Source organism: Streptomyces sp. NRRL S-244, from assembly GCF_000717915.1.
GTDB lineage: Bacteria > Actinomycetota > Actinomycetes > Streptomycetales > Streptomycetaceae > Streptomyces.
This window is the reverse complement of the sequence record NZ_JOCX01000003.1, coordinates 382,178-403,330: the sequence shown is the minus strand read 5'-3', so window position 1 is coordinate 403,330 and position 21,153 is coordinate 382,178. Positions and strand designations below refer to the sequence as shown.

Annotated in this window: 17 protein-coding genes; 15 read left to right on the top strand and 2 right to left on the bottom strand. The window is 72.0% G+C overall.

The window, feature by feature from the left end; genetic code table 11:
• Positions 1-31 precede the first annotated feature (31 nt).
• Positions 32-2,692: a SpoIIE family protein phosphatase/ATP-binding protein gene (locus IF02_RS0105760; RefSeq protein ID WP_106977227.1), complete on the bottom strand. Its 2,661-nt coding sequence runs from the start codon at positions 2,690-2,692 to the stop codon at positions 32-34.
• Positions 2,693-2,803: 111 nt separating this feature from the next.
• The gene (locus tag IF02_RS0105755; protein WP_030154158.1) at positions 2,804-3,205 is read right to left on the bottom strand and encodes a DUF1992 domain-containing protein; all 402 of its coding nucleotides are present in this window, start codon (positions 3,203-3,205) and stop codon (positions 2,804-2,806) included.
• 138 nt (positions 3,206-3,343) lie between these two features.
• On the opposite strand from IF02_RS0105755, the gene IF02_RS0105750 reads away from it, so the two are divergent.
• From IF02_RS0105750 to IF02_RS0105680, 15 genes are all read left to right on the top strand, one after another.
• Positions 3,344-4,810: an MFS transporter gene (locus tag IF02_RS0105750; RefSeq protein ID WP_234318097.1), complete on the top strand. Its 1,467-nt coding sequence runs from the start codon at positions 3,344-3,346 to the stop codon at positions 4,808-4,810.
• A 146-nt stretch (positions 4,811-4,956) separates the two neighbouring features.
• Complete coding sequence (locus tag IF02_RS0105745) at positions 4,957-6,051, top strand: SidA/IucD/PvdA family monooxygenase (RefSeq protein WP_030154156.1); 1,095 nt, start codon at positions 4,957-4,959, stop codon at positions 6,049-6,051.
• Complete coding sequence (locus tag IF02_RS0105740; protein WP_030154155.1) at positions 6,051-7,592, top strand: class I tRNA ligase family protein; 1,542 nt, start codon at positions 6,051-6,053, stop codon at positions 7,590-7,592. The genes IF02_RS0105745 and IF02_RS0105740 overlap by 1 nt, the downstream gene beginning before the upstream one ends.
• Positions 7,589-8,656 carry an FAD-dependent oxidoreductase gene (locus IF02_RS0105735; RefSeq protein WP_234318096.1) on the top strand — a complete coding sequence of 356 codons (1,068 nt, stop codon included), beginning with the start codon at positions 7,589-7,591 and terminating at the stop codon, positions 8,654-8,656. The genes IF02_RS0105740 and IF02_RS0105735 overlap by 4 nt, the downstream gene beginning before the upstream one ends.
• Entirely contained in the window at positions 8,653-10,017 is a 1,365-nt protein-coding gene (locus IF02_RS0105730) for an MFS transporter (protein WP_030154153.1), read from the top strand. Before IF02_RS0105735 ends, IF02_RS0105730 begins: the two co-directional genes overlap by 4 nt.
• Positions 10,014-11,309 carry an ATP-grasp domain-containing protein gene (locus IF02_RS0105725; RefSeq protein WP_051695846.1) on the top strand — a complete coding sequence of 432 codons (1,296 nt, stop codon included), beginning with the start codon at positions 10,014-10,016 and terminating at the stop codon, positions 11,307-11,309. Before IF02_RS0105730 ends, IF02_RS0105725 begins: the two co-directional genes overlap by 4 nt.
• On the top strand, positions 11,306-12,427 hold the full coding sequence (locus IF02_RS0105720) for a SidA/IucD/PvdA family monooxygenase (RefSeq protein WP_030154151.1): 1,122 nt from the start codon (positions 11,306-11,308) through the stop codon (positions 12,425-12,427). The genes IF02_RS0105725 and IF02_RS0105720 overlap by 4 nt, the downstream gene beginning before the upstream one ends.
• A complete protein-coding gene (locus IF02_RS0105715) occupies positions 12,424-13,722 on the top strand; it encodes an ATP-grasp domain-containing protein (RefSeq protein ID WP_030154150.1) in 1,299 nt (432 codons plus the stop codon). Before IF02_RS0105720 ends, IF02_RS0105715 begins: the two co-directional genes overlap by 4 nt.
• Before the next feature lie 31 nt (positions 13,723-13,753).
• The gene (locus tag IF02_RS0105710) at positions 13,754-14,968 is read left to right on the top strand and encodes an acyl-CoA dehydrogenase family protein (protein WP_030154149.1); all 1,215 of its coding nucleotides are present in this window, start codon (positions 13,754-13,756) and stop codon (positions 14,966-14,968) included.
• Between the two features lie 21 nt (positions 14,969-14,989).
• On the top strand, positions 14,990-16,201 hold the full coding sequence (locus IF02_RS0105705) for an acyl-CoA dehydrogenase family protein (protein ID WP_324603753.1): 1,212 nt from the start codon (positions 14,990-14,992) through the stop codon (positions 16,199-16,201).
• A 15-nt stretch (positions 16,202-16,216) separates the two neighbouring features.
• Complete coding sequence (gene tsrT / locus IF02_RS0105700; RefSeq protein ID WP_030154147.1) at positions 16,217-17,938, top strand: tryptophan 2-C-methyltransferase; 1,722 nt, start codon at positions 16,217-16,219, stop codon at positions 17,936-17,938.
• A gap of 152 nt (positions 17,939-18,090) precedes the next feature.
• On the top strand, positions 18,091-18,870 hold the full coding sequence (locus IF02_RS0105695) for a response regulator (protein ID WP_078621893.1): 780 nt from the start codon (positions 18,091-18,093) through the stop codon (positions 18,868-18,870).
• A gap of 184 nt (positions 18,871-19,054) precedes the next feature.
• Positions 19,055-19,420, top strand: a complete 366-nt coding sequence (locus tag IF02_RS0105690; protein ID WP_030154145.1) for a cupin domain-containing protein — start codon at positions 19,055-19,057, stop codon at positions 19,418-19,420.
• Positions 19,417-19,740 carry a hypothetical protein gene (locus IF02_RS35085; protein WP_030154144.1) on the top strand — a complete coding sequence of 108 codons (324 nt, stop codon included), beginning with the start codon at positions 19,417-19,419 and terminating at the stop codon, positions 19,738-19,740. Before IF02_RS0105690 ends, IF02_RS35085 begins: the two co-directional genes overlap by 4 nt.
• Positions 19,737-21,113 (top strand): FAD-binding oxidoreductase, encoded by a 1,377-nt coding sequence (locus IF02_RS0105680; RefSeq protein ID WP_030154143.1) that lies wholly within the window; start codon positions 19,737-19,739, stop codon positions 21,111-21,113. Before IF02_RS35085 ends, IF02_RS0105680 begins: the two co-directional genes overlap by 4 nt.
• Positions 21,114-21,153: the final 40 nt, after the last annotated feature.

The window sequence follows — 21,153 nt, the reverse complement described above, 5'->3', positions numbered from 1 at the left end:
GGGTGTCCGGCGGACCGGGGGCCGGGCCCGGTCACGCCGGGTCGGTCTCCTCCGGGTCCGGCAGCGACTGCTCCGACCAGATGACCTTGCCCTCCGGCGTGTAGCGGGCTCCCCAGCGGCGGCTGAGCTGCGCCACCAGGAAGAGGCCGCGGCCCCCCTCGTCCGTGGTCTTGGCGTAGTGCAGCCGCGGCGAGCTGCTGCTGCCGTCGAAGACCTCGCAGGTCAGCACCCGGTCGTGCAGGAGCCGTACGCGGACCGGCTCGGCGCCGTGCCGGATCGCGTTCGTGATCAGCTCGCTCAGCACCAGCTCCGTACCGAAGGTGAGCTCCGACAGGCCCCACTCCTCCAGCTTCTCCATGGCGACGGCCCGCATGGCCCCGACCGCACTCGGCTCGAACGGGACCTCCCACTCGGCGATGCGGTCCGCCGGCAGCGCCGACGTCCGCGCGACCAGCAGCGCCACGTCGTCGCGCGGACGCACCGGCAGCAGCTCCGCCAGGACCTCCCGGCAGGTCTCCTCCGGGCTGCGGTCCGCGTGCGCCAGGGCCGAGCGGAGCAGTGCGAGCCCCTCGTCGATGTCGCGGGCCCGGTCCTCGATCAGCCCGTCGGTGTACAGCACCAGCTGGGTGCCCTCGCTCAGGTCCAGCTCCGCCGACTCGAAGGGGAACCCGCCGAGCCCCAGCGGCGCGCCCGCGGGCAGCTCCGGGATCTCCACCGTGCCGTCCGGGCGCACCACCGCCGGCGGCATGTGGCCGGCCCGTGCCACCGTGCAGCGCTGGGTCACCGCGTCGTACACGGCGTACAGGCAGGTGGCCCCGATCAGGCCGCCCTCGGCTCCGTCGCCGCCCGCCACGCTCTGGTCGATGTACTGGACGAGGTCGTCGAGGCGGGCCAGGAGCTCGTCGGGTGGCAGGTCCAGGGAGGAGAAGTTCAGTACGGCCGTACGGAGCCGGCCCATGGCCGCGGCGGCGTGCAGGCCGTGCCCGACGACGTCGCCGACGACGAGGGCGACGCGGGCGCCCGGGAGCGGGATCACGTCGAACCAGTCGCCGCCCACCCCCGACTGCGCGGGCAGGTAGTAGTGCGCCACCTCCACGGCGCTCTGCTCGGGCAGATCGCGCGGCAGCAGGCTGCGCTGGAGGGTCACGGCCAGGGCGTGCTCGCGCGTGTAGCGGCGCGCGTTGTCGATGCTGACCCCGGCGCGGGCGACGAGCTCCTCCGCCAGCGACAGGTCCTCCTCGTCGAAGGGCTCCTTCTCGGAGCGCCAGAAGTTGACCAGACCGAGGACGACCCCACGGGCTTTGACCGGAGCAGTGATCAGGGAGTGCACGCCGAACTCGACGATGGCCCGGGCCCGGGGCGGGTCCTGCGCGTGCCACCCCGGAGCGTCGGCCAGATCGGTCACCATCTCGGCGCGGCCGCTGTTGAGCCCGCGCGCCTGCGGCGTGGAGGGCACGAAGTCGATCAGCCGGCCGCGCGGGTAGAGCGGGACGTCGTCCCGGATGCCGCTGACCCCGGTGCGCCGCAGGTCGGCCTTGACCGCGGTGGGCTCGTCGCCGAGGAGGACCTGTTCCGCCAGGTCGACGGTGACGTAGTCCGCGAAGCGCGGTACGGCCACGTCCGCGAGCTCCTGGGCCGTCTGCTCCACGTCCAGGGTGGTACCGACGCCGACCCCCGCGTCGTACAGCAGCCGGAGCCGTTTGCGGGCCGCCTCGGCCCGGGTGCTGAGCACCTGCATCTCGGTGGAGTCCCGGATGGTGACGGCCGTGCCCTCGGACCTGCCGCGGGTACGGGTCGGACGCTGGTTGACGACCAGCAGCCGGTCCCCGGCCTCGTGCACCTCGTCGGTGGCCTCCCGGCCGGACAGCAGGAGGTCGGCCATCTGCTTGTCGAGCCCCGACAGCTCCCGGATGTGCTGTCCCTCGGCATCGGGCGGCAGCCTGAGCAGACGTTTCGCCTCGTCGTTGGCGAGGAGGAGCCGGCCGCTGCCGTCGGTGATCAGCACCCCTTCGCGTACGGAGTGCAGCACCGCGTCGTGGTGCTCGTACATGCGGGTCATCTCGAGGGGGCCGAGCCCGCGGGTCTGGCGGCGCAGGCGCCGGCTGATCAGCGCGGCGCCGGCGGTGGCCAGGGCGAGGCCGGCCGCGCTGGTGCCGAGGATGAGGGGCAGCTGCCGCTGGAACACACCGGTGACGTTCTTCACCGTGAGGCCGGCCGACACCAGGGCCACGACCGGGCCGCCGTCCTTGTAGGGGTCGGCGAAGACGGGCACCACGGCCTGGATCTCCTGGCCCAGGGGTCCCTTCACGCTCTCGGTGTACACCTGGCCGGCCAGTGAGGGCGCGATGGTGCCCACGAACTGTTTGCCGATGCGGTCGGGGAGCGGATGGGTGTAGCGGATCCCCTGGTCGTTCATCACGACGATGAAGTCCACCCCGGCGTCCTTGCGCGTCACCTCGGTGAGCGGCTGGAGGATCGCGGAGGGGTCGGGGGTCAGGAGGGCCTGGCGCAGCCCGAGCGAATGGGCGAAGGTCTGCGCGACCGCCACCGAGCGGGTCCGGGCCTCCCGGTCCACGTCGTGCCGGGACTGGAGTACGAGGGCCAGTACCGCACCGGCGGCGAGCAGCACCACGATCGCCACCTGAAGGACGAATACCTGTCGGGCGACGCTGCGCGGGCGCTTTTGGCTCAGTGACCGCACCGACGTCCCCGGCACGGGTTGCAAGGATGGGTCACGAGACCATTTGTAGCACTGTCGGTGGTTCGCAGCCGGGAGAGCCGCGAGCGCCGTCGGGGCGCGCCGTCAGTCGGTCCGGCTCTCCCGCCAGGTCCTGAGCACCTCGTCGACGTCGAATTCGGTGAGGTGGAGGGGCGGTCCCGGCGGCGGGCGGCGCAGGGCCGTGCGGATCTTTTCGTTGATCGCGGCGAGGATGGACCGCGCCTGGCGCTCCGAGCGGGCGGCGCGGACCGCCTCCAGGGCGTCCTCGGCCTCCTTGCGCAGGGCGAGCGCGGGCGGCAGGGCGGCGAACCCCTCGCGGTGCATCTTGCCCTTGATCCACCACAGCTCGTCGTACGGGGCGTCGATCGAGGCCAAGGGCTTGCCGTAGCCCGGGAGCTGCTCGAACTCGCCGCGTTCGGCGGCCTCCCTGATCTGCCGGTCCACCCAGGACTCGAAGCTGACGCCCGGTGGCTTGCGGTCGGTCACGACTGCTCCTCTCGTCTGTGCGCTCAGCCTATGTGGCGGGGGCCGCGGATTTATCTTGACGTCAAGATTGATTTCGGGCAGGCTACCGCGAGGTATCTCGACATCGAGATACTTTGGCGGGGGATGCGGAGGCCCGGAATGACCTGGCGGCGCGGCATGGGCAAGCGGAAGGACCGGGGGGAGCGGGAGGACCGGGGGGACCGGGGGGCTCGGGGGGTCCGGAACGGCGGGACCGGGCTGCTGGCGCAGTTGCGCCGTCCGCCCGGCGGGCGGGACGCCCGGATCATGCTCTTCGCCCAGCTGCTGGACCGCACCGGGACCGGGGTGTGGGCCGCCTCCTGCGTCCTGTTCTTCACCTTCGTGGTCGGCCTGGACGGGCGGCAGCTGGGCCTGCTGCTGGGCGCGGCGGGTGTGGCGGGCATCGCGGGCTCGCCGCTGGCGGGCCATCTGGCCGCCCGGTTCCCCGTACGCACGCTGCTGATCGGCTGTCACCTGCTGCGCCTGGCCGCGATCTGCGCGCTGCTCGTGTTCACCCGCTTCGAGGTGCTGCTGCTCGTGGTCGCCGTCACCTCGCTCGGCGACCGGGCGGCCAAGATGCTGGAGATGCTCTTCGCCACGCGGGCGGCGGGCGAGCAGCGCGGCACGTACCAGGCGCTGTCGCGCAGCGTGGCGAACGCCGGGTACGCGCTCGGCGCGGGACTCGCCGCCATCGGCCTCGCGGTGGGCACGCGCGGGGCGTACCAGGTCCTGATCCTCGGCAACGCGCTGTCGTTCGTCCTGGCCGCGGCGCTGGTGTGGCGTACCCGGGAACAGCGGCACGGACACGGGGCCGGAGACGGGGACGGGGCCGGGCAAGGGCTCGGGCAAGGGCTCGGGAGCGGGGACCGGGCGGGCGCCGCGGAGCGCGCGGACATGCCCGAAGCGGGCCGCCCGGGCGTCGCGAACCCGTGGCGGGACCGCGGCTACCTCCGGTTCGTCCTCCTCGACATCCCGCTGTGCCTGGACGACTCGATCCTGGGGGTCGGGCTGCCGCTGTGGCTGGTCGGGCACACCGACGCCCCGCACGCCGTGGTCCCGGCCTTCCTCTTCGTCAACACCGTGCTCGTCGTCGCCCTCCAGATGACCGTGTCGGCGAGGGTCCGGCGGCCGCGCCAGGCCGCCGGAGCGGCCCGGCTGTACGGGCTGACCCTGCTCGGATGCTGCACGCTCCTGGCCCTCACCCCCGAACACGGGGCCTGGGCCGCCTCGATCGCCCTGCTGGCCGCCGCCGTGCTGGCCACGGCCGCGGAGCTGCTGCGCTCGGTGGGCTCCTGGGAGCTGGCCGTCTCCCTCGCACCCCGGGAGGCGAGGGCCTCGTACCTGGGGGTGGCGGGCATGTCCCAGTCCATCCAGAAGTCGGCCGGGCCACTGCTGCTGACCGGCGTGGTGATGGCGGCCGGGCCGGCGGGCTGGCTGGTGCTCGGGGCGGCCGTCGCGGGGGTCTCGCTCGTCCAGCGGCGGACCGCTCTGCGGCGGTTGGACTCCATGGAGCGGGCGGAGGCCACGGGCGCCGCGCCGGCCGGCTCCCGTACCGCGACGGGGAGTGATCCCGCGCCGGTGGCCTGACCCGACACCCCGGTCTCCCCGCTCACCCCTTCCCCACCCAGATTCCCCGCTCGACGGGACAAGTTCCCCTATCTCTCGGGAACGGCGGAAATCTAGCCTCGCAACTGCCTGTCCGCGACTGGGATCACTGCGTTCGAGGGGGAAGTGTGGCTGTTCGGGAGGTCGGTGTTCTGGCGATCGGTGCCGGTCCGGCGAATTTGGCGCTCGCAGTGGCCATCGAGGAGTCGGGTTCGGCCGAATTGGCGGACGGAACCCTGTTGTTGGAGCAGAGTCCGGACGTCACATGGCAGCGCGATCTGCTGATGCCGTGGGCGCGCAGCCAGGTGTCCTTCCTGAAGGACCTGGTGACGTTGCGGAATCCGTCGAGCAGGTTCACGTTCCTCAATTTCCTCCACGAGCAGGGGCGGTTGGACGAGTTCGTGAACCTGGGAACCTTCCACCCGTTCCGGTGGGAGTTCTCGGACTATCTCCAGTGGGTCGCGAAGTCGTTGGAGCGGGTGGAGATCCGCTACGGCGCGCGGGCGGCGCAGGTGGATCCGGTGTGCGGGGCGGACGGTTCGGTGTCCGGGTGGAGCGTGCTGCTGACCGACGGGGACGAGATCCGCTGCCGGGACCTCGTCGTCGGCGGCGGCCGCGATCCGCGCGTACCGGAAGTGTTCTCCGGTCTTCCGGACGACCGGCTGATCCACAGTGCGCAGTACCGGACCCGGATCGCGGGGATTTCACGGGACGAGCCGGTGCGGGCCGTGGTGGTCGGCGGGGCGCAGAGCGCGGCGGAGATGTTCTACGCGCTGCACGAGAACCTTCCGCAGAGCCGGGTGACGATGCTGGTGCGGTCGATCGGCCTGCAGACCTACCAGACGAGCAAGTTCGTGAACGAATTGTTCTTCCCCTCCTTCGTGGACGAGTTCTACGACAGTCCGGCAGAAGTCAGGGCGCACGGCAAGACCGAGCCCCTGCGCTGCGACCTCGTACTCCTCGGCACCGGCTACGACCCGCGCAAGCCCGCCCTCGTACGGGAGCTGGCGGCGCGCGTCGGCGTCGACGAGGTCGAGGTCAGCCGGGCCCACCGGGTGGAGCTCGGCGAGTCGGCCTGGGGCGCCGTCTACCTCCAGGGCGTCAACGAGGAGACGCACGGCATCGCGGACTCCCTCATCAGCGTCCTCGCCCACCGCTCCCGGGACATCCTCACCGACCTGCTCGCCCGCCGCGCCGGCGCCACCGAATCCAGGAGCGCCTGATGGAGCGGACACTGGTCATCGCCCCCGGCCCGACCGCCAACGGGGATCTGCACCTCGGCCACCTGGCCGGCCCGTTCCTCGCCGCCGACGTCTGCGCCCGGTACGCCCGCGCCGCGGGCCGCGACGTGCTGTTCGGCACGGGCGTGCACTTCACGCAGAACTACATCGTGACCACCGCCCGCCGGCTGGGCGTACCGCCGGAAGAGCTGCGCGTCCGTTCGGCCGGTCAGGTGGAGGAAACGCTGACCGCCATGGGCATCGTGCCCGACGGGTTCGTCCGGTTCGGCGACCGGTACGTCAAAACCGTCCGGACCTTCTTCGAGCGCCTGCACGGCAGCGGCAAACTCCGGTTGCGGGGTGTCGTGTTCCCGTACGCGCCGCGCACCGGCGAGTTCCTCACCGACGCGTACGTGCGCGGGGGCTGCCCGGTCTGCCTCGCCGACGGGTGCGCCGGGCTCTGCGAGAACTGCGGCCACTGGATCGCGTCCGGCGAGCTGATCGACCCGCGCTCCACCCTGCACCCCGAGGACCCCGTCGAACTGCGCGAGCAGCAGGTGCTGGTGCTGCCGCTCGAAGACCACCGCGAGGCGCTCGTCGCGTACTTCGCCCGGCAGCGCGCGACGATGCGCCCGCGCCTGGCGCAGATGATCGAGGAGATCCTCGCCCGGCCGCTCCCGGACTATCCCGTAACCCTCCCCATCGCCTGGGGCATCCCCGCACCTTTCCCCGAGGTCGCCGGCCAGGTGATCTACGCGGATGCCGAGACCATCGCGTGGAGCATGCACTGCACCGCGCTGGCCGCCGAGCAGCGGGGCGAAGTGCCGGCCGCCGAGGACGAGTTGTGGTTCTCCGAGACCGGCAACAAGGTGGTGTACTTCTTCGGGTCCGACGCCGGCTTCGCCTTCGCGGTCGTCGGGGCGGCCATGCTGGAGGCGCTGGGCGGCTACGTCCTGCCCGAGCACTTCGTCACCAACGAGTTCTACGAGCTGGACCACGACAAGTTCTCCACCAGCCGCGGCCATGTCGTCTCGGGCCGGGAACTGGCCGGTGAGGTGCCCCGGGACGTCATCCGGTTCTACCTCGCCGCGACCAGCCCGGACTTCCAGCGCACCAACTTCACCCGCGAGGCACTGGCACGGGTGGCCGGCGAACGGCTGGTACGGCCGTGGAACCGGGTCGCCGACAAGATCGACCGCTGGGCGGGCCCCGGCCAGGGCCCGCTGCCCGTGTCCCAGCGGTCCCGGGACGCGGCCGCACGCCTCCTGGAGCGCTTCGCCGCCGCGTACGACGTCCGCCGGTTCAACCTGACCGCGGCCGCCTTCACCCTGTCCGAGCAGCTGGCCCGGCTGGACCGGTGGGAGGCGGGACCGGCCGACGCCGGCGACTTCTGCCACGAGGCCGACGTGTTCCTGCGCTGCGCCGCGCCGCTCCTGATCGACCTGGCCGAGGCGGCGCTCCCGGACCGCTCGATCCCCGCCGCGCCGCACGCCACGGAGTTCACCCCCGTACGGCCGCCGCGCCTGGCGGAGCCGGGACGGTGAGCGCGGCGGCGGTCGTGGTCGTCGGGGCGGGCGTCACCGGGCTGCTGACCGCGGTGGAGTGCGCGCTGGCCGGCCACCGCGTGACCGTACTGGACGGGGGACCGATCCCCAATCCGCGCTCCGCCTCCCACGACCAGCACCGGGTCATCCGTACGTTCAGCCCGGAGGACGCGGAAGCGACGCGGCGGATGGCCGCGGCCCGCCGCCGCTGGCGGGAACTGGAGACCCTGCTCGGAACCCGCCTGTTCCGCCCGGTCGGAGTGGTCTCCGCCTGGCCCCGGGAGCGCCTCCCCGCGCTCGCCGCCTCGGCAGCCGCGGCGGGGGTCCGCGTACGGACGGTGGAACCGCGGACGCTGCCGTACCTGGAGTTCCCGCCGGACTCGGCAGGCGTACTGGACACGGCCGCCGGGGTGTTGCTCGCGCAGCGGGCCCTGGAGGCCGCGGCACGGTGGCTCGGCGCGCATCCGGCGGTGACCCTGCGGCCGTACCGGGCGGTGACCGAGGTCGACACGGACTCCTGCAAGGTGCTGGTGGCCGGCGGGGAGCGGCTGGGCGCCGACCTCGTCCTCGTCGCGGCCGGGCCGTGGACCCGCGACCTGGTCGGGCGGCAGCCGGTCGTGCTGCACCGCCAGACCACGGTCTACCTGCACCCGCCGGCGGACGCCGCGCGGTGGTGGGAGCGGGCGCCCGCGGCCGGGGGCCTCGGCCCGGACGGCCGGGGGTGGGCGGTGCCGCCCGGAGACGGCACGCTCCTGAAGATCAGCTCCGACGCGGTCTGCCGCGCGGTGGACACCACCGAGGACGGCGAAGGCGAGGACCAGGCGCCCTGGGCCGAGCGGCTGGCCGCGGCGGCGCCGCTGACCGGCCTGCACCGCTACACCGTGGCCGCCGTGAAGGCGTGCCACTACGCGGCCGACGCGGAGACCGGCGGCGCGCTGCTGACCCGCGCGGGTCCCGCCGTCTGGGCGCGGGCGGCGTGCGGCGGCTCCGGATTCGCTTCGGCCCCGCTCGTCGCGGGCCACATCGTCGAAATCCTGAGGGATTCCAGGGAAGGGGCGGCATGACGGACGATCCTCCGGTCCGGGTGTTCGATGCGCTGAAGGCGACTCCGACACCGGTCCGCTATCTCCTCGGCGGCGTACTGGTCAACCAACTCGGCGCGTTCGTACAGACGTTCCTCGTGCTGTACCTGACCTTCCGCGGCGCTTCGGTCAGCGTGGCCGGTCTGGCGCTCGTCGCCTACAGCATCGGTTCGATCTTCGGCACGATGCTGGGCGCCGAGATCACCCACCGGTTCGGCCCGCGGACCACGATCATGACGGCCATGGCGGCCTCGGCCCCGCTGGTGGGATCGATCTCCTGGCTGAGCGGGCCGGGGATGCTGTGGCCGCTGCTCGTGGTGGTCGGGCTCGCGGGCCTGTTCACCCAGGCGTACCGGCCGGCGGCCGCCGTACTGCTCAGCGACCTGATGCCGGAGCGGTACCAGGTCATGGCGTTCTCGATGATGCGGATCGCGCTGAACATCGGCGCCGCCCTGGCCCCGCTGATCGCCGCCGTCGTCATCCTGGTCGACTGGGACCTGCTGTTCTGGATCGACGGCGGGACCGCGCTGGTCTACGCGCTGCTGGCCTTCGCCCTGCTCCCCAAGCAGGCCCCGCAGGCGCAGGCGGAGGGGGAGCGGGAGGAGGCAGAGCCGGAAGCCCGAACGGAGGCCGAGAGCGCAGCCGCCGCCTCCGGGCCGGCCGCCTCCGGGCCGGCCGCCTCCGGGCCGGCCGCCGCCGACGGCCGCTCCGCGTACGCCGCGATGCTCCGCGACCGGAAGTACCTGCTCTACCTGGGCGCCATCCTGCTCGGCTCGCTCACCTACGCGCAGGGCCACATCGCCCTGCCGCTGGAGCTCGCCGCGGACCACTACCCGACCAGCTTCTACAGCACCGTGCTCACGGTGTCCTCGGTCGTCCTGATCACCTGCGAACTCAAGATCACCGCGTACCTCAGCAGACTGCCCAAGCACGTACGGGTGATCACCGGCCACCTGGTGGAGGCCGTCGGCCTCGCCGTCTACGGACTGTCCTCCCGGTCCGGCGCGTTCACCATCGCCGGCGCGGTCCTGGTCGTCTTCGGGATCATGATCGCCGCCCCGAGCATGTTCGCCCACCCGGCGACCTTCCCCGCGGCGGTCAAGGCCCGCTACATCGGCACCATGCAGGCCGTGGGCGGGGCGGCCTCCGCCCTCGCGCCGCTGTTCGGCGTCTTCCTCTGGACCCGGCTCGGCGGCGGGTTCTGGCTGCTGTGCGGGATCGTCACCGCCGCGGCCGGACTCCTCGCCCTGGCCGGAGTACGACAGCCGCCCGAACCACCCCCGGCCAAGGACGCGGACCCGCGCCCCGAGGGCGAACCCGAAGTCGTCGGAGGCACCTCATGAGCGGGCAGCCGCAGCCGCAGCCGCAGCCGGGGCCGGCCACCGGGCCGGTGCTGATCGTGGGATTCGTCGGCGTCACGCTCGCCGCGATCGGGGAGTTCCAGCCGGACGACTCGGTGATCTACATCGAGGAGCCCGACGTCGTCCGCAAGCGACACGTGCACGAGCAGCTCGACGGGGTGGCCTTCGTCCGCGGCCTGATCGAATGGGAGTACCACCTGGCCGGCAAGGCCGACGAGTTCCACAACGCCCACCCCGACCTCGCTCCCGTCGCGGTCGTCCCGGCCATCGAGTACGCGACCCCGTTCGCCGCCCGCCTCGCCGAGCGCTACGGCCTGCCCGGCTCCGGCCTCGGAGCCGCGCAGATCCTGCGCGACAAGGCCCTGCTGCGCCGGGTCAGCGCGGCGGCCGGGATCGCCAACCCGGCCGGCGTGCGGGTGAACGGCCCCGCCGACGTACGGGAGTTCCTGCGCGGCCAGGACGGGCGGCCCGTCGTGCTCAAGCCCGCCAACCGGCAGGCCGCCGTGGGCACCCGGGTGATCCGGGGTCCGGACGAGGTCGAACAGGCCTGGGCCGACTGCCTCGTCCAGGACGAGGGCGTCTTCGTGCCGGACCGGCCCATGGAACTGTCCATGCTGGCCGAACAGTACGTCGAGGGGCCGGAGTTCAGCGTCGAGATGCTCGTCCGCGACGGACGCCCGCTGTTCGTCAACGTCACCGGCAAGCAGCTCTTCCCCGGCCCCCACCCGGTGGAGATGGCGCACCTCGTACCCGCCGACATCCCGCGGGAGCTCGCGCGGACGCTCGGCGCGCAGACGGCGCGCGTGGTGTCCGCCGTCGGCTTCCGCGACGGGATCGTGCACTGCGAGTGGATCGTCGCGGACGGTGTCCCGTACCTCGTGGAATGCGCGGGCCGGCTCGCCGGCGGCGGCATCGTCGACACCATCCAACTCGCCTACCCCGTACAGCTCATGCGCAGCTACTACGCGGTGCTGAAGGGGGAGGAGCCGCCCGCCGAACTGCCCCGGCGGGCCAAGGGCGGAGCCGCCGTACGGTTCCTGGCCGCAGGGCCGGGCCGGGTCGCGGCCGTGCACGGCGTCGAGGACGCCCGGCAGGTCGACGGCGTGTTCCTGGTCGCGGTCACCGCCGAGCCGGGGGACCGGTTCACGGGGCTGCGCCATTCCTGGGACCGGGCGGGGATCGTCATGGCCACCGCCGACAGCTCTGCCGAGGCACTGCGGCGCGCGGAAGCCGCCGCGGCCGCGGTCCGGATCGACATCGAGGAGGAAGCGTGACGGTGCGGGAGGTCGGGGTACTGGCGATCGGCGCGGGCCCGGCGAATCTGGCGCTCGCGGTGGCCATCGAGGAATCGGGTTCGCCCGAACTGGCGGACCGGACCCTGCTGTTGGAGCAGAGTCCGGACATCAAATGGCAGCGCGACCTGCTGATGCCGTGGGCGCGCAGCCAGGTGTCCTTCCTGAAGGACCTGGTGACGCTGCGCAATCCGTCGAGCAGGTTCACGTTCCTCAACTTCCTGCACGAGCAGGGGCGGTTGGACGAGTTCATCAACCTGGGCACCTTCCACCCGTACCGGTGGGAGTTCTCCGACTACCTCCAGTGGGTCGCCACCTCGCTGAAGCGGGTGCGGATCCAGTACGGGGCCCGGGCCGCGCGGATCGACCCGGTGCCGGCCGCCGACGGTTCGGTCTCCGGGTGGAGCGTGCTGCTGACCGACGGGGACGAGATCCGCTGCCGGGACCTCGTCGTCGGCGGCGGCCGCGACCCGCGCGTACCGGAGGTCTTCGCCGGCCTCCCGGCCGACCGGCTGATCCACAGCGCCCAGTACCGCACCCGGATCGGGAAGCTCCCGAAGGACGAGCCGGTCCGCGCCGTGGTCGTCGGCGGGGCGCAGAGCGCCGCCGAGATGTTCTACGCGCTGCACGAGAACCTTCCGCAGAGCCGGGTGACCATGCTGGTGCGGTCGATCGGGCTGCAGAACTACCAGACGAGCAAGTTCGTGAACGAGCTGTTCTTCCCCTCGTTCGTGGACGAGTTCTACGACAGCCCGCCGGAAGTCAGGGCGCAGGTCCTCGACGAGATGCGGCTGACGAACTACGGCAAGACCGAGCCCCTGCGCTGCGACCTCGTACTCCTCGGCACCGGCTACGACCCGCGCAAGCCCGCCCTCGTACGGGAGCTGGCGGCGCGCGTCGGGATCGACGAGGTCGAGGTCAGCCGGGCCCACCGGGTGAACCTCGGCGAGTCGGCCCGGGGCGCCGTCTACCTCCAGGGCGTCAACGAGGAGACCCACGGCATCGCCGACTCCCTCATCAGCGTCCTCGCGAACCGTTCGCACGACATCCTCACCGACCTGCTCGCCCGCCGCGGCGCGACCACGGGGAGCGCCCGGTGACCGCCGACACGGGAACGCTGCTGGTCATCGGCAGCGGGCTGAAGGTGTACCGCGAGTACCTCGTCGCGCCGATCCGCCGCCGCGCCCGCGCGGCCGGCCTGGACATGGTGCTGCTCAACAACCTCAACCCCACCTGGCAGCACGCGTACTTCGACGAGATCATCGTCGCCAACGTCTTCGACTCCGAGGCGATGGGCGCGGCGGCCCGCGAGGTCGCCGCACGCCGGCGCATCGTCGGCCTGATGTGCTGGGACGAGCCGCTGGTCCTGGACGCGGGGCTCCTCGCCGCCGAGTTCGGGGTGCCGGGGCTGTCCGTGCCCGGCGTACGCGGCTGCCGCGACAAGCGGCTCACCCGGGCCGAGCTCACCGCGGCGGGCCTGTACCAGCCGGGGTTCGAGCTGACCACCACCGCCGCGCAGGCCAGGGCGGCGGCCGAGCGGATCGGCTACCCCGTCGTGGTCAAACCGCGCGCGATGGGCGCCAGCATCGGCGTCGTGTTCGCCGCCGACGAGGACGGGCTGGAGGCGGCCTTCCGGACCGCCCTGGCCGCCAGCGAGGTCGACCCGGGGCCCTACCGGGCGAGCGCCATCGTCGAGGGGTACGCGCCCGGGCCGGAGATCAGCGTCGACGGCGCCGTCCACAAGGGCGAGTACCTCCCGCTGTTCGTGGCCCGCAAACACAGCAGCGACCAGCCGTACTTCGAGGAGGTGGGGCACCTCGTCGACGCGGCCGACCCGCTCATGGCGGACGCCGAGCTGATGCGCACCCTGGCCCGGGCGCACCAGGTGCTCGGCATCGAGGACGGCATCACCCACAGCGAGGTCCGGCTGACCGGCCGCGGCCCGCTGATCATCGAGGTCAACGGCCGGCTCGGCGGGGACCTGATCCCCTTCCTCGGCCGGACCGCCACCGGCATCGAGCCCGGCGAGGTGCTGTTCGACGTGGCCACCGGGGTGCGGCCCGACACCCGGCCCACCCGGCGGGCCGTCGCCGGCATCCGCTTCGGCTACCCCGAGCGGGACTGCCTGCTGCGCTCGGTCACCGTGCCGGCCGAGGCGCCCGGCCTGGTCGCCGCCGCGCCCATGGCCGAGCCCGGCACCACCCTGCGGCTGCCCCCGGGCGGCTACCTGGCACGCCATTCCTTCGTGGTGTGCGAGGCCGACGACACCCGGACCTGCCTGGACCGGCTCGACGGGGCGGCCGCGCTCGTCGAGCTGGACGCGGAACCGATCGGCCCGCCCGATCCGGACGCGCCGTTCGAGATGCCGGCCGGCCTGCTCGACGTAGACGAATGACCGGCACACACCACCACCCGAGGGGGAACGCATGAGCACGACCCGGAACCCGGGCACCGAAGCACCCACGACCGCGGCGGAGATCCTGGAGCGGGCCAAGGCCCTGGCTCCGCGGTTGCGGGAGCGGTCGGCGGAGATCGAACAGGCCCGGCAACTCCCGGCGGACGTCGTGGACATGCTGCGCGGCACCGGAGTGTTCCGGATGTGCTTCGGGCCCGAGTGGGGCGGCCCCGAGCTGACGTCGATGCAGCAGGCCGAGGTCGTGGAGACGCTGGCCTACGGGGACGCCTCGGCCGGCTGGTGCGCGGCGATCGGCGCGATGACCGGGGCGATCAGCAACTTCCTGGACCCCGCCGTGGTCAAGGAGGTGTTCCCGAGCCTGGACATGATCACCGCCGGGCTGATAGCGCCGGCCGGGCACGCCGAGCGGGTACCCGGCGGCTTCCGGCTGACCGGCCGGTGGTCGTTCGGCAGCGGGATCACCCATGCCGACTGGGTGACCTCCGGGGCGTTCATCTACCAGGACGGCGAGCCGTGGGCGAGTCCGGACGGCAGCAACGCGCACGCGTCGCGCCAGTTCCTGGTGCCGGCCCACGAGGTCGGGGTCGTCGGGAACTGGGACACCACGGGCCTGTGCGGCAGCGGGAGCAGCGACTACACGATCACCGACGTGTTCGTGCCCGAGGAGCACACCTACACCTTCTACAAGGTGCGGGGCCGGACCGACACCCCGATCGCCCAGCCCGACTCCTTCATGCGCAGCCTGTGCGCGGTGCCGCTCGGCGTGGCCAGGGCCGCCCTGGACCACGCCCGCGAGACCGCGCTCACCCGGGTGGACAAGATGACCGGCACCCCGTGGGCGGACACCTTCCGCGTGCAGGTGACCCTCGCCGAGTGCGAGGCGGAGTTCAACGCCGCCCGCAGCGGCGTCCACAGCAGCTCGCAGCGGCACTGGGACGTACTGGCCGGAGGCGGCACCCTGGACGACCTCACCGCCACCGAGCGGGCCGCGTCCTCGCTCGCCTGGGTGCACGCCTTCCGCACCTCGCGGGCGATCGTGAACCGGCTCTACGACCTGCTCCAGGCCTGGTCGATCAACCGGTCCTCGCCGATGGACCGCTGGATGCGCGACACCGCGACCATGTGCCAGCACGTCGCCGCCTCGGACCTGATCCTCGAATCCGGCGGCGCCTACCTGCTGGGCCGGCCGCCCAAGTTCCGGATGAGCCTCGGCATCGTCAAGTAGGGCCAAGTGAAAGGCGATCACATGAGCATGACCGGGACCCCGGGGGCCGCGGTGCCCGCCACCGCGGCGGAGCTGCTGGCCCGTGCGAAGGAGCTGGCGCCGCTGCTGCGGCAGCGGTCGGCGGAGATCGAAGAGGCGCGGCGGCTGCCGGCGGACGTGGTGGACGTGCTGCGCGACGCCGGGGTGTTCCGGATGGCCTTCGGCCGTGAGCTGGGCGGACTGGCTCTGACCACGGTGGAGCAGACCCGGGTCGTCGAGACGCTGGCGCACGGGGACGCCTCCGCGGCCTGGTGCGCGGTGATGGGCGCGAGCGGAGGCATCTTCAGCGCCTTCCTCGACGAGAGGGTGGCCAAGGAGATCTTTCCGACCCCGGACACGATCATGGCCGGGCTGCTGCAGCCGACGGGTCACGCCGAGCGGGTTCCCGGCGGCTTCCGGCTCTCCGGCCGCTGGTCGTTCGGCAGCGGGATCACCCATTGCGACTGGGTGACGTCGGGTGCGTTCGTCTACCAGGACGGCAAGCCGTACGCGAGCCCGGACGGCAGCAATCCGCACGAGTCGCGGCAGTTCCTGGTACCCCGGGCCCGGGTGGAGGTCATCGACAACTGGCACACCATGGGGATGCGCGGCACCGGCAGTTGCGACTACACGATGGCCGACGTCTTCGTCCCCGAGGAGCACACGTACAGCTTCGGCAAGGTACGGGGCAGGCCCGGCCCGCTCGCCCAGCCGGACGCGTTCACGCGCAGCATGTGCGGCGTGGCGCTCGGAGTGGCCCGGGCCGCCCTGGACCACGCGCGGGAGATCGCCCGGACCCGGGTCGACCGGATGACCGGCGTGGCGTGGAAGGACCACTTCCGGGCCCAGGTCACGCTCGCCGAGTGCGAGGCGGACTTCCTCGCCACCCGGAACGCGGTGTACGGGAGCCAGCGGCGCCAGTGGGAGGTGCTGGCCGCCGGGGGCACCCCGGACGACCTCACCCCCGAGGAGCGCGCCGCGTCGCCGCTCGCCTGGGTGCACGCCTTCCGCACCTCGCGGTCGATCGTCGGCCGGCTCTTCGACCTGCTCCAGACCTGGTCGATCCACCAGTCCTCGCCGATGGACCGCTGGATGCGCGACACCACCACCATGTGCCAGCACGCCACCGCGCAGGACCGCATTCTCCAGTCGGCCGGCGCCTACCTGCTCGGCTCGGAGCCCGAATTCGGCATCTGCCTCGGCATCGTCAAGTAAGGGGAGAAGAAACCGATGGGCAGAGGTCTCGTGTTATTGGTCAATCCCAACAAGGTGCATCCGCCGATCGCACCGTACGCGCTCGACGTGCTCACCACCTCGTTGGAGGCCGCCGACTTCGACGTCGAGGTCGTCGACCTGACGTTTCACCGGGAGGACTGGAAGTCGTACCTCTGTGAGTACTTCGGGGCGCGCAGCCCCCTGCTCGTGGGCGTCACCATACGCAACACCGACACGGTCTACGCCTTCGAGCAGCGCCCCTTCATCGGGGAGCACAAGGAGATCATCACCGAGATCAGGCGGCTGACCGACGCTCCGATCGTCGGCGGTGGCATCGGCTTCTCCTCCATGCCCTTCGCGCTGGTCGACTACTTCGGGATCGATTTCGGAGTCAAGGGTCCCGGCGAGCAGATCATCTGTGACCTCGCCGACGCGCTGGTCACCGGCCGCGACACGGGCACGGTGTCCGGGCTGCTGCGCAACACGGGGGAGGGGGTCACCCGCGTACCGCCGCCGGCGCTCGTCCCGGGACCCCGGCGCGCCGCGCCGCCGCTGTCCGGCGGGCAGTTCGAGGACCGGGTGTGGCAGGTGGAGCGGGCCGGTACGTACCGGCGCCGCTCCGGCGCGCCGCACAAGGTGGACAACCTGCTGTACTACCAGCGCGGCGGGCTGGCCGGCATCCTCACCAAGAACGGCTGCACCTACCGCTGTTCGCACTGCGTCGAGCCGGATGCGAAGGGCACCCGGTTCGGCCGGCGCGACATCGCCGCCGTGGTCGACGAGATGCAGTCGCTCGCCGCGCAGGGAATCCTCGACCAGCACACCACCGACAGTGAGTTCAACCTGTCCGTCAACCACGCGAAGAACCTGCTGCGCGAGATCGTCCGGCGCAAGCACGCCGACCCCGGCAATCCGCTGAACGGGCTGCGGCTGTGGGTCTACTGCCAGCCCTCGCCGTTCGACGAGGAGTTCGCGCAGCTGCTCGCGGCCGCGGGGTGCCGCGGGGTGAACGTCGGCTCCGACCACGTGCGCCAGGACATGCTGCGCGGCTGGAAGGTCACGGAGAAGGGCACCACGTACTACTCCTTCGCCGACACCGAGAACCTGGTCCGGCTCTGTCACGCCAACGGCATGATGACGATGGTCGAGGCGCTGTTCGGGATGCCGGGCGAGACCGCGCAGACCATGCGCGAATGCGTCGAGGCGTTCATGGCGCTGGACGCCACGGTGACCGGGTTCTCGCTGGGGCTGCGGCTCTTCCCGTACACGCCGCTCGGCATCGCGATCGCCGAGCAGTGCGACGGGGTGCGGACGGTGCCCGGACTCCAGTCGAATACGGCCACCGAGCCGATCGTGCTGAAGCCGCTCGCCCGGTGTTCGGGACCGGTGGAGTACGAGCGTCAGTTCATGTTCGACGCGTCGGGGAACTTCCGCCTCGTCTGCTACTTCTCGCCGGATCTCCTGGAGGACGCCGGAACGGTCGACGACCCCGCCGGGCTGCGGCGCCGGTCCGTGGAACTGCTCTGGGAGCTCGTCGACCCCTCCGACCACCACAGGGTCATGCTGCCGACGCTGGCGGGCATGAGCGAGCACGACAACAACTATGCGGACAATCCGTTCCTGACCAGTCTCAGCGGACTCGGATACACCGGAGCGTTCTGGGCGCATTGGCGGGACCGGGAAGAAATTCTCCGCCAGGCACAAGAGGTAGGAATGGCAGAGTCCGCGGAAAAGTGACGTGGCCGGATGTGAATGTCGTTGCCGACATGGTTATCGCGCCATACGGATATCCCCCCGACCGTTGCGGTAAGACTGGCCCGTGCACCATTCTGGTAACGGCCGGTCGGCCCTGAGCCACCGTAAAAGATCGAGTCGGGGGGAAGGTAGAAATGCATCAGACGACAGACATCAAGGGGCTGCTCTGGCCACTCTCGTCACAGGGTGAGGCGCGAAGAGACCTCGCCGGCCGGCGACCCGAGGGGGACCTCGCGGTCGTCGCCAGACCCCTCGCCAGACCCCTCGCCACCATCACCGTCGTGCTCGCCGACGCACAGCCGGCGATCCGCCACGGGGTGCGTTCCGTACTGGAGCGCTCCGGAGGGACATCCGTCGTCGGAGAGGCCGCCACGGCGGACGAGGTGATGGCGGAGACCTCCCGCTGCCGGCCCGACGTCCTCGTGGTCGACCCGCTCATGGACGAGCGCGCCGGGATGCGGGTGATATCCGAAGTGCTGAGATTATGGCCCGAAACGGGCATCCTCGTCTTCAGCTCGGTCGACGACGACCGGGTCATCACCGCGGCGCTCCAGGCCGGTGCGCGCGGCTATCTGTTCAAATTCGCCGACGCGGACCAGATCCTGCGCGGCATCCAGGCCGTCGCGGCCGGCGAGGGCATCGTCGACAAGTCGATCGCCAACCGGCTCGGGGCGCTGATGGGCCCGGCGCCCACCGGGCAGTACGGCTACCCCTTCCCCCAGCTGACCAACCGGGAGCGGGACGTCCTGGAACGCATCGCCGCCGGCAAGTCGAATGCCGCCATCGCCCGGGAGCTCGTGCTCGCGTCCAAGACCATCAGCAACCGCGTCTCCGCGATATTCGGAAAACTCGGCGTGGCCGATCGGTCCCAGGCCATCGTGCTCGCCCGGGACGCGGGTCTGGGGCACGGCTGATCCGGTGGATTCCCTTTCGGCCGGGGAAACTGGGGAACAATTCCCCTGTCGGGAGGGAATCGCCTGCCCCTAACCTGGCCGACGTCGCCATCCACCGGAATGCGGAAATTCCCTGAATTCCGGTGCGCAGGCAAACGAAGACGTCGATCGGAGCGGAAAGTTGACCGACCGGGAACAGCCCGACGTGGACATCCGCACAGCGGAGCCGGAGCACCTGCTCCGGGAGCACGGCCTGGACCTCAAGCTCCTGTACCCGTGGCCGGGTCTGGAGGCACCGTTCCGCGGAGCCTGGTGCGTCCTGCGCCCCGGCGACGTGTCCGAGGCGCACGCCCACCACGAACGCGAGATGTTCATCGCCATGGCCGGCCGCGCCGAGGTGGTCTGCAACGGCCGGCGCCGGCAGCTCGCCGCGGGGGACATCGCGCTGATGAAGGGCGGGACCGAGCACCACATCGTCAACGGACACGACGAGGACTTCTCCTACTACGCGATCTGGTGGGGCCGGAGCATGTCGGCCGAGTTCCTCGCGGCCACGGACGATGCCACGTGATCGACTACGACGGCCGCAGGTTCCGCAAACCGCAGGGCGACGTCCGGACCGTCGCCGTCTACCACCAGCAGGGCGACCTGGTCTGGGGAGAGGTCCTCGGCGGAGAGGTGCGGCGAGGCTGGACCGTCGGCACCTGCACCCCCGACGGCACCCTCTCCATGGGCTACACCCTCGTGTTCGCGACCGGCGAGGTGGTCTGCGGACGCACCGTCAACACCCCCGAGGTGGCCGAGGACGGCCGCCTGCGGCTGCGCGAGGTCTGGGAGCGCTACGGCCCGCACGCCGCGACCGGGATCTCCTACATCGAGGAGGTGCCGTGAACGGCGCCTCCGAGGCGGACTGGCAGCGGCTGGAGAAGACCGTGGCGGGCCGCGTCCTGCGGCCCGGCGACGCCGGCTTCCGCGCGGCCTGCGCTCCCTTCAACACCCGCTTCGCCTCCACCACTCCGCAGGGCGTCGTGTCCGTGGCGAACGAGGCCGACGTACGGCACGCCCTCGCGTGGGCCCGCGACACCGGCGTCGGCCTCGTCGCCCGCAGCGGCGGCCACAGCTACGCCGGCCACTCCGTCACCACCGGGCTCGTCGTCGACCTCGGCGCGCTCAACGCCGTGTCCGCAGACGGCTCCACCGGGCTCGTCACGGCCGCCGGCGGAGCCCGCATGGCCGAGGTCTACGCCGCGATCCAGCCCCACGAGATGGCGTTCGCCCTGGGCAACGGCGCCTCCGTAGGCATCGCCGGCCTCACGCTCGGCGGCGGCTCCTCCTCCACCTCGCGCAAGCTCGGCCTCACCGCCGACGCCCTCGTACGGACCACCCTCATGACGGCCGACGGACAGGTCCTGACCTGCGACGCCCAGGAGAACGCGGACCTGTACTGGGCCTGCCGCGGCGGCGGAGGCGGGAACTTCGGCATCAACCTCTCCTTCACCTTCCGGGCCACCGAGGTGCCGGACGTCTCCACCTGCCTGCTGCTGTGGGACGGGGCCCACGCCCTCGCCGCGTTCGCCGCGGTGCAGCGGGCCGCGGAGCACGCACCGGACGAGTTCTCGGTCCGCCTCGGCGTCAGCACCGCCTCCGGCGGGAACCCCGTGGTGTCGGCCGTCGGACTGCACCTCGGCCCCGCGAGCGAGCTGCGGGAACTGCTGGCCCCCGTCCTCGCGGCCACCCGGCCCGTGCGCGAGGACATCGCCGACCGCACGTTCTGGGAGGCGAAGGACTACCTGCTGCACGAGACCTCGGCCGGGCCGTTCGCCGTACGGACGAACTTCGCCGCCGGGCCGCTGCCCGCCGAGGCCGTGGCCGCCGTCCTCGACCGGCTCGCCCGCTGGCCGGGCAGCGGCAACCCGGACGGCTGCGGACTGGCCCTGTACACCTGGGGCGGCGCGATCAACCGGGTCGCCCCGGCCGACACCGCTTTCGTCCACCGGGACGCACGGTTCCTGGTCAGCATGGACACCTCCTGGGCCGAACACGACAGCCCGGCCACCGTGGCCGCGAACCTGCGCTGGCTGGCGGAGCTGCGGGAGGCGCTCGCGCCGTACGTGGGCGAGGGCGCCTACCAGAACTTCATCGACCCCGACCTGCCGGACTGGCGCACCGCGTACTACGGCGCCAACTATCCGCGGCTCGTGGAGATCAAGAAGCGGGTGGACCCGGAGGACTTCTTCTCCTTCGGCCAGGCCATCGGATCATGACCGGATCATGAAGGCACGGTGTTTTCTCCCCCGGCCTGGG

Excerpts from the sequence above, each read along its gene's own strand:
- IF02_RS0105695 (WP_078621893.1), top strand. The coding sequence starts at position 18,091 with ATGCATCAGACGACAGACATCAAGGGGCTGCTCTGGCCACTCTCGTCA.
- IF02_RS0105725 (WP_051695846.1), top strand. The coding sequence starts at position 10,014 with ATGAGCGGGCAGCCGCAGCCGCAGCCGCAGCCGGGGCCGGCCACCGGG.
- IF02_RS0105710 (WP_030154149.1), top strand. The coding sequence starts at position 13,754 with ATGAGCACGACCCGGAACCCGGGCACCGAAGCACCCACGACCGCGGCG.
- IF02_RS0105705 (WP_324603753.1), top strand. The coding sequence starts at position 14,990 with ATGAGCATGACCGGGACCCCGGGGGCCGCGGTGCCCGCCACCGCGGCG.
- IF02_RS0105730 (WP_030154153.1), top strand. The coding sequence starts at position 8,653 with ATGACGGACGATCCTCCGGTCCGGGTGTTCGATGCGCTGAAGGCGACT.
- IF02_RS0105740 (WP_030154155.1), top strand. The coding sequence starts at position 6,051 with ATGGAGCGGACACTGGTCATCGCCCCCGGCCCGACCGCCAACGGGGAT.
- tsrT (WP_030154147.1), top strand. The coding sequence starts at position 16,217 with ATGGGCAGAGGTCTCGTGTTATTGGTCAATCCCAACAAGGTGCATCCG.
- IF02_RS0105750 (WP_234318097.1), top strand. The coding sequence starts at position 3,344 with ATGACCTGGCGGCGCGGCATGGGCAAGCGGAAGGACCGGGGGGAGCGG.